6 protein-coding genes and 1 tRNA gene are annotated in these 14,477 nt (G+C 68.3%); 4 read left to right on the top strand and 3 right to left on the bottom strand.

Annotation, left to right across the window (positions count from 1 at the left end; all coding sequences use genetic code 11):
• Positions 1 to 182 precede the first annotated feature (182 nt).
• A complete protein-coding gene (locus tag BLW57_RS42300; RefSeq protein WP_256339475.1) occupies positions 183 to 545 on the top strand; it encodes a site-specific integrase in 363 nt (120 codons plus the stop codon).
• A gap of 118 nt (positions 546 to 663) precedes the next feature.
• Here BLW57_RS42300 and BLW57_RS40905 read toward each other — a convergent pair whose 3' ends face one another.
• From BLW57_RS40905 to BLW57_RS13785, 3 genes are all read right to left on the bottom strand, one after another.
• A complete protein-coding gene (locus tag BLW57_RS40905; RefSeq protein WP_143051602.1) occupies positions 664 to 1,245 on the bottom strand; it encodes a hypothetical protein in 582 nt (193 codons plus the stop codon).
• A gap of 919 nt (positions 1,246 to 2,164) precedes the next feature.
• Positions 2,165 to 2,252: transfer RNA gene (locus tag BLW57_RS41375), tRNA-OTHER, on the bottom strand.
• A gap of 241 nt (positions 2,253 to 2,493) precedes the next feature.
• Positions 2,494 to 4,344 (bottom strand): DUF262 domain-containing protein, encoded by a 1,851-nt coding sequence (locus BLW57_RS13785; RefSeq protein WP_101376996.1) that lies wholly within the window; start codon positions 4,342 to 4,344, stop codon positions 2,494 to 2,496.
• Between the two features lie 261 nt (positions 4,345 to 4,605).
• On the opposite strand from BLW57_RS13785, the gene BLW57_RS13780 reads away from it, so the two are divergent.
• From BLW57_RS13780 to BLW57_RS13770, 3 genes are all read left to right on the top strand, one after another.
• The gene (locus BLW57_RS13780; protein WP_093474732.1) at positions 4,606 to 5,805 is read left to right on the top strand and encodes a serine/threonine-protein kinase; all 1,200 of its coding nucleotides are present in this window, start codon (positions 4,606 to 4,608) and stop codon (positions 5,803 to 5,805) included.
• A 129-nt stretch (positions 5,806 to 5,934) separates the two neighbouring features.
• Complete coding sequence (locus BLW57_RS13775; protein WP_093474730.1) at positions 5,935 to 8,919, top strand: SNF2-related protein; 2,985 nt, start codon at positions 5,935 to 5,937, stop codon at positions 8,917 to 8,919.
• Positions 8,916 to 14,423, top strand: coding sequence for a DNA methyltransferase (locus BLW57_RS13770; RefSeq protein WP_093474729.1), 5,508 nt, complete (start codon positions 8,916 to 8,918; stop codon positions 14,421 to 14,423). The genes BLW57_RS13775 and BLW57_RS13770 overlap by 4 nt, the downstream gene beginning before the upstream one ends.
• The last annotated feature ends 54 nt before the right edge of the window (positions 14,424 to 14,477 follow it).

Genomic DNA, 14,477 nt, shown 5'->3' with positions numbered 1-14,477 from the left:
GCGTCCGGCTGAAGCGGTCTGACTGCCACCTCCCGGACGCAGGATGGGGCACGCTGACGCTCCGGGAGACGCGTCCCGTCTCCGGGAAGCAGTGGACCGATTCAGGAGAGCGCCACGACCGGCGCGGGCTGCAAGCGAGGGAGGCCAAGAGCGACCGACCGGTCCCCATCCCGCCGATCCTGGTGGCGATCCTGCGTGCGCACCTGGACGCGTTCGGCACAGCCAAGGAAGGCCGTGTCTTCGGCAACGAGCGCGGGGGAGTGGTCGGCTCATCCACCTACTGGCGCGTGTGGGAGGAAGCGCGGGAGTACGCGCTCCCACCCGAGCGCGTCGACTCGCCGCTGGCCGGCCGCCCGTACGACCTGCGGCACGCCTGCATCACGCGATGGCTGAACGCGGGAGTACCGATTGCCGAGGTTGCCCGGCGGGTCGGCAATTCCCCCGAGGTGATCCACCTGTGCAATCACGGCTGCATTGATGGCCACGAGGAAGTCGCCAACGCAAAGATCACAAAGGCTCTGGAGGAAGAGGGCGACATCGCGTAGGTCGTATAAAGGCAGGGAGGAGGCCGGGGGAGATTCCAGGAAGGACCGCCCTTTGGGCGGGCGACACTAATACATGGCTCCGTGCCAGGACCCTGCCTTGACATAGGCGTTGTTCCTTTCACGAATCCAGAACATCCCGGGCGGCAACCTTAAAAAGAACCGCCGCATCATCAGCTTGCTGTAGGTACCGTCGGGCGCTAATGTCCTCCGACGGAGGAATGCCACGACGGGAGCGGAAATCGTTCTCGTTTTCCCGTGTCGCCCGCGCACGTGCAGCCTCCATCCCCTCCCTAACTGCGCGCATCAAGGCCCCAGCCGGGTAAATCACATCGTTCGGTCCTTCGAGGTCTACCACTGAATGGGCGCTGTTCACTCGGTGATACGCCGCCGTCGCGGCGTCCAGTTTCTCCTGGATTTGGGCAGCACGGAGACGCCTTCGCCTGCTGCTGAGGCTAGATCTCTGCGCTTGGTAGTCCTTAACCTGGGTTTCGAGCGCCCAGAGCGCTACAGAAAAGTCAACGGTGAGCGTCATTAGATTTGCGTAGGCTTCGCGCCTAATCTGACGTCTCCATTGGGCATGTTGCGAGTTTTTCTGCCCCTGAGCTGTGACTGTCGCAGCCATCACAGCCCCGCCAGCCCCTAGCAGTGCGCCAAATACAGCTGCTGCCGCACCCACTATTGCCACGTCACCTGCGTTCACGGTCTGCATTGTGCCCTAGCTCAGCAACCCAGGTCAGCCACCCTGGTGATTACTTAAGGCGCCCGGCAGCCCGGAGCTCCCCCTTGGACGGCGCCTGCGGGAGCCGGTTTCCGTCGCGTGTGAGCAGGTGACGCAGCGTCCCTTACTTTTAGGAGGCCTGCGTAGGATCCCTGAGAGCCCGTCCGGCCAAGTTGAGGAACTCGGCCCATGGTGCGTTGAGCGCTGCTCTGCGAACCCGAAAGTCTTCCTGAAGTGCGTCCGTTGGATGTCCGGAGTCCAGAGAGGCCTCCCACAGGATCCATGCTTCAGCGATGCGACTGCCCAAGCGATGGACCTCCTGGGCTACGACCCGGCCTTCGGTCGGTCCCCAGACCCCCAGGCGAAAAACACAACGCATGAGGGCCCTATGAGCTACGTCGAACTCCTCGTGCCGTTCAGCAGCAGGCGTCTCCCCCATGAGGAGCTTCACCCAAGCCAAGCTCAGGGCTGCATCTATAGCCGTCAGTAGATCAACTGTCTCCATCAAGGCCAGCATGCGTTGCTCGCGGACCCAATGGCGATGCTCGGCAAGTTCTTGGCCCGTCACCTGGGCGTAGGTGGCTTCGAGAGCCTTTGTTGCCCCCGTCCGAGCACCCCACATGGCAGCGCCGGCGGCAGCCAAAGCGCCGATCAATCCAAAGCCACCGGCGGCTAGGGCCGCCCACCCCTCGTTCATCGCATCGTCCTCATCGCGGTTGGCAAGGCCCTATGCCATGTCGTACGGCTGACGAGTGTGGCGGAGGTGTGCCGCGTGTATCGCAGATAGTGCGAGAACGGTGAGAGACAACGAGAGAGGGCGGGAGTCAGTGAGACTGACTCCCGCCCTCTTCTGTCGGCATCCGCCCTGGTCAGCGCTTGATTCTTGCTGTTCCTAGGCGAGTGCCCCCGGCAGGATTCGAACCTGCGCACACGGCTCCGGAGGCCGTTTCGGGTCCATGAATAACAGCTGTTCATGGCCTCACGGAGGCTCGATTATGCCTATCCGGTCCACAGATGGTCCACGGCCCGTCGACGTCTTGTATGAAGGCTGCTGTACCTTCTGCGGCGCAGAGGTTACGGTCTGGGTGACCGTCGAGACTGTGGTGACGTTGGGCTTCTTCTTCGTTTCGCCGGTCAGGGCGTCAGCTCACGTTCCGCTGAACAGCGGAGGTTAGTAGCGGCTATTGCGCGTGGCAGGATGATCAACCCGCCACGTGCTCATCGCCACCTTCACTTGTCGCCGCGGTCGGCAGAAACCGGAGCGGCGAGTAGGCCATCGGCGTGCGGCCAAATGTTCAAAGACAGTGAGCCAAGGTAGGAGCCACGTGCGTGGATCCGGTGCTCGTCCCAGGTGGCAGCCCAGTCGCTGATGTCGGTGTTCGGTGGTGCGCTGAGCAGGGTGCCGTGGGTGAGACGCAGCAGGCTGTGCTTGCTGAGCCATTGCCGCTTGTCTTCCCAGGCCATGTTTCCCAAGGTGGGGTTCAGGCGGGCAGTGACCAGGGTCAGGTTGCCGAGGGTGTGGACCAGTTCGTCGCGGTCGGAGCCTTCGGATGGATCGTTTTCGAGGGGCGGCCAGTTGTCGCGCCAGCTCTGCGGCATGACGTGTTCGATGGTCAACTTCGCGCCCGCCTGCTCGCCGAGGGGGACGACGAGCTGTTCGGTGTGGTCGGTGCGGAGTTCGTCCTCCAGCGCTTCCAGGAGGATGCGTACGCCGCGGCGGTACAGGCGGGTGTAGATGGGGTCCTGTTCCAACGAAGCGCGGAACTCATGGTCGCTCGGCCAATGACGGTGGGCTCCCTGCATTGCCGAGAGGGCCTTGATGACGGCCTCGTCCGCGCGGTCGGGCTGCCGGGCTGCAGCGGCGACCAGGTCACGGAAGACGTTGTTGTGGTCGCGGTTGCTGAGATTGAGCAGCGCCCGGCGAACGAGGTAGCTGTCGATGGCGCGGATCGCCCGTCGACGGCGCTCCGGGGGCAGCACGGACTCGTCCAGGCCGTACAGGAGAAGAAGCAGGGGCATCGGAGTGGAGGTCTGAAGGACTTTCATCCGGTAGAGGAACCGGCCCTCGACGCCGTGCTGCGGGTAATCGTCGATCAGGTCGTAGATCTCGGCGTATCGCGCCAGTTCGGCGAAGACCTCCTCCGTAGGGACGGCAGCCGAGAGCAGCCAGCGCTCGAACTCCTTGAACAGGGCGGAGGCGGTGAACTCCCGCTGTGTTCGCATCGTGAGCCAGTACGTCAGGAACACGTCGAGGCGGCTTCGCGTGATGCGGCCAGTCGTCTGTTCCGTGCGCCATTCGTCCTGGTCGAAGGGAGCCCAGTACGTTTTGTAGAGCCGGTCGATGTCCGCGCCGGCGCGTTCCGCGTCACGGAACAGTAGGTTCTTGATCAGATCCGCGTGCTCCAGCGGTGTACCGCGGCTGTTCAGCGTCTCGAAGACGACCTGAGCGTCGTCGTGCTTTTCCAGATCGATGATGACCAGGCGCAACTGTTCCCGCAGGGTCTGCACCAGCGTCCCTAGCCGCTCCTCCGGTTCGGCGGCTTCTGCCAGCCAAGCGTCGATCTCCTGCTTGAAGTAGGTGATGGCTTCGGCGAACCGTCCTGCCCCGCCCTGACCGCGCATGACGCTGCGGAACTCGTCCCGGTCCGCGTTGGTCGGCCACACCTTGTAGAGGTGATCGGGGTGCTGGACGCGGTCGAACAGGTCCTCGTCGTTCTCCAGGAACTTGCTCAGCAGCCGCACGGACCGCTCATGGTTGAGAGCCGCTGCGGACAGGCGGGCCGCGAACAGGAACAACTGCAGAGTTGTGAGACGCTGCTGGCCGTCAATGACCTGCCGTGTCTCCAGACTTGACGAAAGGTACGGCGTCTCGTCGAAGACAACGGCGCCGAGAAAGTGCGGAGCCACCGTATCGCCGGTCAGGGCCGCCTGCTCTGCCCGCTCGACGGTGCGGCGAATGTCCTCCCACAGAGCCGACCAGTTGTCGTCCCGGTTCCACACGTACGGCCTCTGGAACAGCGGCACCGTGTAACGGATGTCCCTGCCGAAGATCCGACGCAGGTCGACTGTGTCTGCTCTCATGGATCGAGATCCCCTCTTCGCTCTGCGGTTAACACCGTAGCGATCACCACCACAGTCGGCTGGCCTGATCCAGGAAATTCGTTGGCAAGACAGCAGAGGGCACAAGCGGACAACGGCGTTCCGCCGAGTCCCCTGTCGGGGGGGGGGCTTGGTCACGTAAGCAGCGCAGGGAAACCCCAGGCCTTGCATACACTGATTCCGGTCCAGCTCGGCTCTCGTCCGCAGCGGCGCGTACAGGCCACAAGGGGGAGGCACAGCATTGTGGAACCACTGAGGGACGAGGACCCGAAGGAGATCGGGGGCTTCGCCCTCGTCTGCCGGATCGGGGCCGGCGGCATGGGGCAGGTTTTCCTCGGTGAGTCCGCAGCCGGCCACCAGGCCGCCGTGAAGGTCATCAAGCCTTCCGTCCTCGACGAGGACACCCGCGCGCGTTTCCTGTCCGAAGTGGACAGCCTGCGCACGGTGTACGGGCCGTTCGTCGCGGCCTTCGTGGGAGCCGATGCGGACGCTGATCAGCCTTGGCTCGCCGTGGAGTACGTCCCCGGACCGGATCTGCGCACCTTCGTCACCGAGCACGGCCCCCTCCCGCTAGCCGAGACCGCCAGCCTCGGAGCGCTGCTGGCGGAGGGCCTCGGCACCGTGCACGACGCGGGGCTGCTCCACCGTGACCTCAAGCCGCAGAACATCCTGCTGTCCCGGTACGGCCCCAAGGTGATCGACTTCGGTCTCGCCGTGCTCGCCGAGCGCCGCACCACCCTGACGGCGACCGGCTTCGTCGTCGGCAGCGTGCTGTGCATGCCGCCGGAGCAGGCCCGGGGCGAGCACCAGCTGGACCGGTCCGCCGACGTCTACGCGCTGGGCGCGGTGCTGCTGTTCGCCGCGACCGGACACTACCCGTACGAGGGACCCACCTGGCAGGCCGTTGCTCTGAAGATCGAGGACCCGGCGACTCCTCCCGACCTGACGGACTTGCCACCGGAGCTCGGGCCCCTGGTCACAGACATGCTCGCGCCGGACCCCGGCGCCCGGCCCGCTCTGCCCGAGGTCATCAAGCGCCTAGTACGGGCCATCCACGACCAGGGCTTGACCGCTCTCCAGGCCAAGTACCGCCTCACCGACCTCACGCCCGAGATCGTCGTGCCCCAGCTCCCCGCGCCGGCCCTCGGACCCGCACCGGGGGCCGACGCCCCCGCCTACACGCCCACCGCCGTCGACCCGGCGGCGGTGGAGGACGACGAGCAAGCGGTCACGGCGGTACCGGCCGCGGGGCAGCCCGCCGACATCGACGACGAACCCGGCGGGAAATCCGGGAGCGCTGGCCCCTCCATCCCGGGGGAGACCGTCCTCGGGCAGGACGGGAGCTCGTCCCGAAGCCGTGGGAGCGCTGGCGTCCGACTCTCGACCCCCCTCCAGGTCGCTGAGCGGATCCGCGCAGGGTACGCGCGGGAGGCGCGCTTCTGAGCCGCGCCGGTTCGCGTCGCCGATGCCAGTACGAGCCCTTCCTCCCCCGTGACAGACTTGCGGTCGCAGGACTGCTGGACGGCAGGACCACGTGATTGCAGGTGGAACGGGAAGACGAAGGGGCCGCGGGTGACCGACCAGGGGGCGACGCAGGACGGGACTCGGTTCCCGCCGGGAGCGCAGATCCTTGTACGGGACGAGGAGTGGCTGGTCCGCAACACCATCACGACCGAGCATGACGGTGAGCGGATCGAAGCGGTCGGCGTATCCGAGTTCGTCCGGGACGAGGAAGCCGTCTTCTTCAGCGGCATCGACACGGTCGAACTACTCGACCCGGAGAAGACCCGCCTGGTCCCCGACACCTCCTCGTACTTCCGGCGCAGCCGCCTCTTCCTCGAAGCCGTTCTGCGCAAGACGCCGCTGCCGCAGTCGGAGCGGGGGCTCGCCCTTGCGGACCGCTTCCTGCTGGACCCGCTCGTCTACCAGCAGCGCCCCGCCGAGCTTGCCCTGTCCATGCGCAACCTCCGCCCTAGGGTCCTGATCGCCGACGTCGTGGGCCTCGGCAAGACGCTGGAGATCGGCCTGACCCTCGCGGAACTCATCCGCCGGGGACGGGGCGAGCGCATCCTGGTCGTGACCCCGCAGAGCATCCTGGAACAGTTCCAGCACGAGCTGTGGACCCGTTTCTCGATCCCGCTCGTGCGGCTCGACTCGCTCGGCATCCAGCGTGTCCAGCGCGAGCTCCCGGCGGGGCGGAACCCGTTCACTCATTACAAGCGCGTGATCATCTCCGTGGACACGCTCAAGAACATCGGCCAGTACCGGCACCATCTGGAGCGCATCCGCTGGGACGCCGTCGTCATCGACGAGTCCCACAACCTGATCAACCCGGGCAGCCAGCGCCGCGCCCTCGCCGAGACCCTCGCCCCACGCACCGACGCCCTGCTGCTTGCCAGCGCGACCCCGCACAACGGCGACAAGCGCTCCTTCGCCGACCTGATCTCCCTGCTTGACCCGGCCGCCATCGTCGACCGCGACCACTACGACCCCGAGGCGGACCTCGGCCACCTCTACATCCGGCGCACCAAGATCAGTCCCGAGGTGCGCGACGAGATGGGCACCGAGTGGCCCGACCGAGGCCCCACCGTCTCCCTCCACTGCGTCGCCACCGAGGCGGAGGAGCGGATCTTCACCGAGCTGACCGAGCACTGGCTGCCCGCCGCGCGGACGAGCACGGAGTTCGGCACGGCCGACGAGGACCGCACCTCGGTCGCCACCGAGCAGCTCTTCGCCTACCAGCTGCTGAAGACGTTTCTGTCCTCCCACGTCGCCCTCGGCGAGACGGTCGACAAGCGCGTCGCCTCACTCGCCGACCGTGTCCGCAAGGCCGGCGAGAAGGGGCTGCGGCCCGACCCGGCCATCGCCCCCGAGCAGGCGGCCCTGGCCCGGCTGCGGGAGATCATCACCGGCATGGGCGACGGCACCGCCCCCGGCGACTCCGCCAAACTCGACGCGCTCGTTGGGCAGTTGAAGGAGATCGGTGTCGGTCCCCGGTCCACCACCCGAGCGGTGGTCTTCTCCGAGCGCGTCCGCACCCTCACCTGGCTCGCCCAGGTCGTCCCCGCCCGACTGGGCTTCCCGGTCGCGGCCGACGGCACGGCCAAGGCCGTGGCCGTGATGCACGGCGGCCTCAGCGACGACGAACAGGGCGACGTCCTGGAGGCGTTCGGCCTCGCCGACACCCCGGTCCGGCTCCTGTTCACCGGCGACGTCGCCTCCGAGGGTGTCAACCTGCACCGCCAGTGCCACCACCTGATCCACTACGACATCCCGTGGTCGCTGATCCGCATCGAGCAGCGCAACGGCCGTATCGACCGGTACGGGCAGAAGTACGAGCCCCAGTTCCGCGCGCTGATCCTCACCTCCGCCGTCCCCGGCGCCAAGGACGACCGCACGGTCGCGGAGAAGCTGCTCCGCCGGGAGGAGGAGGCCCACAAACTGGACGGCACCGCCGAGGCCGTGTCCGGTTTCTACCGGGCCGAGGAGGAGGAACGCCGGCTCATCAGGGAACTGGTCAGAGGCGGCAGCGTCGAGGAATTCCTGGAGCCCGACCCGGCCGCCGACACCGCCCTCGCCGACCTGTTCGGCCAGGTGGACACCGTCACCGAGCAGGAACTGCCCGCACGCGCCGAGCAGATCTCCCTCTTCGAGGGGGACACGGCCGCCTTCGTCTCCACCGCCCTCGACGAGGTGTACGAGGAGCGCGCCGAGGACCTCGTCGGTCTGTCGTCCGGCGCCGACGCCAAGGGCGGCGAATACTTCTCGCTGTCCCCGGCCATGGCCCCCGACCTGCTCCACCGCCTCAAGGCCCTGCCGCCGTCCTACCTCAAGGAGCAGCGGGTCGCCGAGCGGATGCTGGTCACCTTCGACCGCGCCCTCGCGCAGCGCAAGCTCACCGAGGCCAGGGACAGCAGCACCACCATGTGGCCGGAGGTCTCCTTCCTCACCGACATCCACCCGGTGGTGGAGTGGCTGACGGACAAGGTCCTCGTCGAGTTCGGCAGGCAGGAGGCCCCGGTCATCACCACCCCGCACGTCGACGGCCCGGTCTTCCTCGTCCAGGGCATCCACTCCAACGCCCTGGGCCGCCCCACCGTGGTGCGCTGGATGGCCGTGACCGCCCTCGGCACCGAAGGCGCCGGAAACGGCACGCCCGAGGTGCGCCCCATGGCCGACGCGCTCCGCGACGCGAAGGTCGGCCCGAGGCTCGCCCGCACCGGCGGGCCGGCCGACCCGGACCGTCTCCAGGCCCTCGTCCCGGCCGCCGTCGCCGCCGCCCGCGCCCACCTGGACGCCGGACGGGCCGAGTGGGAGGAGACGATCAGCGAACCTCTCGCCACTTATCGCGATCACGTCGCCCAGTGGCGCACCGACTCCCTGCTCCCCGGCCTCTCGGGCCGCCGGGAACGCCTCGTCGAGGAGACCGCCGACGAACTGGCCCGGCTGCTGGACCAGTTGCACACCACCGGCCGCCCCCTGCTGCGCGTCCTGGCCGTCCTCGACCGCCCCGGCACCCCGACCGCCCCCGAAGCCCAGGCGGAGAACCGAGCATGACGTACGACTCCCTCGTCAACCACGGCGACTACCTCTCGGCCCACTACCTCGCCGAGGTCCTCCCCAAGGATCTCAAGGCCAAGGACGGCCTCCTCACCCGATGGGCCGCCTTCGAGGAGGAGGAACGCCGCCGCCACGCCGACGCCGTCGCCGACGCGAAACGCCAGGGCCTCGACCCCGCCGCAGTCCCCCCGCGCGCCCGCACACCACGCGAGACACTGCGCGCCCTGCACGGCCCCTACTTCGCCGGCCGCGCCGCCCTCGCCCAGGACGCGGAAGCCCTCGCCGAACCCGACGCGCCCGTCCCCGCGGGCTGGCGGAAACGGGTCACCGAACTGCATCTGGACACGCTGCGCGCCCTCGGCCACACCGCCGCCCACGAGCAGACCGTCACCGTCCACCGCGCCGACCACGCGTACAGCATCCAGGTCGTCCACGCCGAACCCGGCCTGTACGCCGTCTCCTGCGGCTGGACCACCGAACCCGACGCCGCCCTCGACCCGGACGGCGCCGGCCGACTCCTGCACCCCGTGAAGCTGGAGGGGTCGCTGGAGATCGAGGACGCCAAGGCCCTCACCGACTTCCTCTTCGCCTGCGACACCCCGGCGCGCTACGTCCTCCTCCTCGTCGGCGGCGTCATCGTCCTCGCCGACCGCCTCGCCTGGCCCGAGGGCCGCTACCTGGCCGCCGACCTCGACGCGGCCCTCAACCGCCGCGACGACCGCCACGGCGGCGAACTCGACACCCTGGCCGCCCTGTTTGGCGCCGACTCACTGCGCGCGCCCGCCGAGGGCGGCACCGCACCGCTCGCCGCCTTCGTCGACAAATCCGGCAAGCACGCCGTGGGCGTCTCCACCGAACTGCGCGAGGGCCTGCGCCTGAGCGTCGAGTGGATCGCCAACGAGGTCCTGGAGCGCCTGCGCGAACCGGAGAACGGCGTCACTCCGGCCGACCTCGACGACCCGGCACGCCTCGCCAAGGAACTCAGCCGCGAGTCCCTGCGCTACCTCTACCGCATCCTGTTCCTCCTCTACGCCGAGGCCAGCCCGGCGCTCGGCATCCTGCCCTCCGACTACCCCGAGTACGAGCAGGGCTACGGCCTCCAGCGCCTCGGCGACCTCGTCCTGCGCGACCTCGTCGGCGAGCGCTCCCGGCGCGGCTTCCACCTCTACGAGTCGCTGAACCTGCTCTTCGACAAGGTCGAGAACGGCCACCGCCGCTACGGCACCGAGCCGGAGGACCTGAAGGCCGAGGCCGCCGCCCGCGAGGCCGCCGCGGCGGAGCACGAGGCGGACCGGCTGCTCGCCGCCGGCTCCCTCACCCGCGCCGAGCACACCGAACGCGTGCGCGAGGCCGACCGCGTCCGCCGCACCGCCGCCCGCAGCACCGGCGCGGGCCTGCGCTTCGAGGCCCTGCGCTCCGAACTCTTCACCAAGGACGCCGTCCGCCTCATCGGCGACGACCGTATCGAGAACCCGGCGTATCGGGGCGGCGAGGGGGAGAAGCGCCGCCCGTTCCTGGACACCCGGCTGCGCAACGAGACCCTGCACAAGGTGCTGCGCCGCCTGATGCTCACGCAGGGCCGGGGCAGGGAGCGCGGCGGTTTCATCTCGTACGCCCAGCTCGGCATCAACCAGCTCGGCGCGGTGTACGAGGGCCTGATGTCCTACACCGGTTCCATCGCCGAGAAGAAGCTGTACGAGGTCGCCAAGGGCGGCGACCCCTCCGGCGGCAGCTGGACTATCCCCGAGGACCGTGTTCAGGACTACGACGACAAGTTCTTCGTCCATCGGACGGACCCCGAGACCGGCCGCCTGGAGCGGGTCGTCCATGACGAGGGCACGTTCGTCTACCGCCTGGCCGGCCGCGACCGCCAGACCTCCGCCTCCTACTACACCCCGAAGTCCCTCACCGAGGTCACGGTCGAACTCGCCCTCAAGCACCGGCTCGACCAGCACGGCACCGTCACCGAGGCCCGCGAACTCCTCGACTGGAAGATCTGCGAACCCGCCCTCGGCTCGGGCGCGTTCCTCAACGAGGCCATCGACCAGGTGGCCGCCGAGTATCTGAGACGGCGTGAACATGAGCTGGGCCGCCGCGTGGACCCCGAGCTGCGGCAGATCGAGCTCCAGAAGACCAAGGCCTACATCGCCCTGCACAACGCCTACGGGGTCGACCTCAACGCCACGGCGGTGGAACTCGCGGAGGTCTCCCTCTGGCTCAACTCCATGCACCCGGGCATGCGCGCGCCCTGGTTCGGCCTGCACCTGCGGCGCGGCAACTCCCTCATCGGCGCGAGCCGGAAGGTCTACAAGGCCGATGCCCTGACGGGCGGCGGCTGGCTGGCGAAGAAGTACACCCTCCCGCCGACCGACCTGCCTTTCCGTGAGGGCCCACTGCCCGAGGGCGCCGTCCACCAGTTCCTGCTGCCCGCCATCGGCTGGGGCGCGGTCGCGGGCGAGCCGGAGGCGAAGCGACTCGCGGAGGACCAAGCCAGGGCGCTCGGCGCGTGGCGCAAGGGCGTCCAGAGGGCCCCGAAGGGACCGAAACCCTTCCAGGAACGCGGCGAGGAGACCACCGAGGCACGGCAGAAGCGATACGACCGGTGGCTCAAGGCCGCCGACAAGACCGAACTGGGCCGGTTGCAGGGCGTGGCCCGGCGCGCCGAGTTCCTGTGGTCGCTCGTCGCGACCCGGCTGGAACTCTCCGAGCGGGCTGTCGCCCGCCGCGTCGACGTCTGGGGCGCGGACTGGCTGGAGCAGTCCTCGGAGGCGGAGGACAAGCAGAAGGTCCTCGACGACCTGACCCGGCACGGCACCCCCTATTGGCGGCTGAAGACCGTCATGGACGCGTGGTGCGCCCTGTGGTTCTGGCCGCTGGACAAGGTCGGCGCACTCGACGGGACCGACCCGGTGTACGGGACGGGCGGCGCGCTGGTCGACGAGGCGTCGGTGGCGGGCCTGCTGGGCGGACCCCGGCCGACCGCAGTGCCGGAGGCATCGACCGGCCCGGCTCCTGGGGATCAGGTGTGGCGGGCGACCGGGCTGTTCGACGACCCGGACGGCGAGCAGGAGGAACTGGGCGCCGACCCCGGACCCGGGCGGACCGCGCCCGTCCGCAAGTCCGTCGCCCGGCCGCCGGAGCGCACGACCGTCCCGCTCCAGAGCCTCGGCGACTGGCTGGACTTCTTGGAGAGCGTCCTCGGCAAGGCCGACATGCCCGAGAACTCCCTGCTCTCGGGAATCGAGAACCTCGGTCCCGACGAGGCACTGGAGTTGCTGGCCGACGTCGAGGACCGCCTGGAGGGCTTCCTCGGCATGCGCCCGGCCCGGCTGCTGCCGTTCCGCTACCCGTGGCTGAACACGGTCGAGGACATCGCCGGCACCACGGAGAAGGACATAAAGGCAGAGGACGGCCACGGCTTCTTCCACTGGGAGTTGCACTTCGCGCATGTGTTCCGTGGGCCGGGGGGTGGGTTCGACCTTCAGGTGGGGAATCCGCCGTGGGTGCGGCCGGACTGGAACGAGGGCGTCGTACTGGCCGAGTTCGATCCGTGGTTCCAGCTCTCTGATAAGCAGCCGGTGGCAGTGCAGAGGCAGCGTAAAAGCGCGCTTCTGACGGACGTTGCCCGTCGCACGGTGTACCTGCGTGAATTGACCGCGACGACGGGTACGGCCGAGATCCTGGGCAGTGCTGTAACGTACCCGCTGATCTCGGGAACGCGTCCTGACCTGTACCGAGCGTTCATGTGCCGCACTTGGGAGCATCTGGGCGAGAGCGGCACCATCGGCCTGGTACACCCGGACTCCCACTTCAGCGGGGACAAGGAAGGGCGGCTGCGGGAGGCCGCCTACACCAGGCTGCGCGTCCATGGCGATTTCGTAAACGCGGGCAATCGCTTCTTTCCGCCTCCCGTCGGCCGGTCCAGTCACTTCGGCGTGCACATCTACGGGCAGGCAGGCGAGATCGGTTTCGACCATCTGTCCTGGCTCTTTTCGGTGGATGCCTTGCGTCTGTCGGCGGACGACGACGGTACGACTCCCGACCCCGGGGTCCGCTACGGAGCCAGCTGGGACGAACGCCCGCACCGCAAGCGCATCGTCCGAGTCGATGAGACGACGCTTGCTCAGTGGAAGAAGCTGTCCGGTGACGAGACACAGCCGACGCGTCAGGCGCGTCTGTTGTCGCCGGTGAGCACGGCTGAGGCTGATGCCATCACGGCACTGGCCGCCTACCCGGTGCGGTTGGCCGAATGGGACCCACAGATCACCAGCGGTTACAACGAGAAGACCGCCAAGGACGACGACCTCATCGGCTACAACACGCCCGACGACACAGGCGCGGTTCGACGACCCGCCGCCTGGTCCGAGGTGATCCTCAAGGGCCCTCAGATCGGTCTGGCCAACCCCATGTTCAAGCAGCCGAGCCAGGGTGGCGGTGAGGTCCTGGGCCTCAACCCGTTGACGCTGGCCGACGACGCCGTGCCCGAGTCCGAGTACGTCTACGTCGCGAAGCCCGACGTGTACCGGGCCGCGCAGGACGTGTGGAGCGACGGGAGGACTCTGGAGCAGCTCAAGGCGTCCGAGCGTGAGGTGACGCGGGCGCGGAACGCTGCGGCGGGGCGGTTCGGGGTGGAGCCTGCCGAGGTTACCGAGGAGCAGGTGGAGGCGGAGCTGGTACGGCGGCTGCGGAGGCCGTATACCGAGTTCTATCGGGTGGCGTGGCGCAAGATGATCGCGCCTGATACGGAGAGGGCGCTCTACACAGCCTTGGTCCCCCCCGGTGCCGCGCACGTTGATGCGTTGCGCAGTGGGGCGTTGCCCGACAACCGGAAGACTGCATTGCTGGCTGGCTTTTGGGCTTCGCTCCCGGTGGACTACTTGCTTCGCACGGTTCGTGTGAGAAACCTCGATGTAGCTCCGGCGAGGCGGCTGCCTGCGCCAGCGGGGGACCACCTGCTAGCCCCCGCCCTCTTGCTGCGCACCCTCCGCCTTAACTGCCTGACGTCCGCCTACGCGGACCTGTGGGAGGAACTGTACGAGCCGACGTGGCCCGGCTACGAGCCCTGGGCAGTGGAGTGGCCGGATATGCAGCCGCTCCACGAGGTCGGTCCGGCGTGGGAACGGGCAACCCCGCTCCGCAGCGAGCGGGCGCGCAGGGCAGCGCTCGTGGAGATCGATGCCCTAGTCGCTGTCTGGCTCGGAGTAAGCGCAGACGCGCTCGCGGCCATGTACAAGTCCCGGTTCCCGATCATGCAGGACTTCGACGCGGTCACGTGGTTTGACGCCAACGAACGCAAGATCGCAGGTGACCGCTACACCTACGGCTTCGGCCAGACCAAGGACCACTACGACCACCTCCTTGCCTACCAGAAGAAGGAGCGCCCCGAGCCCCCCGAGGGCTACACCGCCCCCTTCTACAAGGCCAAGCGCGAAGAGGAAATGCGCGAGGCACACGCCCACTTCACCGCGAGGCTCAAAAAGGCCCAGGACAAGGGCAAGTGAGTGAGCGACAACGCCCCGTGCCGGACGCATCCGGCACGGGGCGAGGAGTGAAAG

The sequence above is a fragment of the Streptomyces sp. 1222.5 genome (assembly GCF_900105245.1).
GTDB classification, from domain to species: domain Bacteria; phylum Actinomycetota; class Actinomycetes; order Streptomycetales; family Streptomycetaceae; genus Streptomyces; species Streptomyces albidocamelliae.
Note: the sequence above shows the minus strand (reverse complement) of the source record. Positions and strands in the feature narration are given on the sequence as shown.

What these genes read in the sequence shown, in the direction of transcription:
- BLW57_RS13770 (WP_093474729.1), top strand. Translation starts at nt 8,916, where the DNA reads ATGACGTACGACTCCCTCGTCAACCACGGCGACTACCTCTCGGCCCAC.
- BLW57_RS13785 (WP_101376996.1), bottom strand. Translation starts at nt 4,344, where the DNA reads ATGAGAGCAGACACAGTCGACCTGCGTCGGATCTTCGGCAGGGACATC.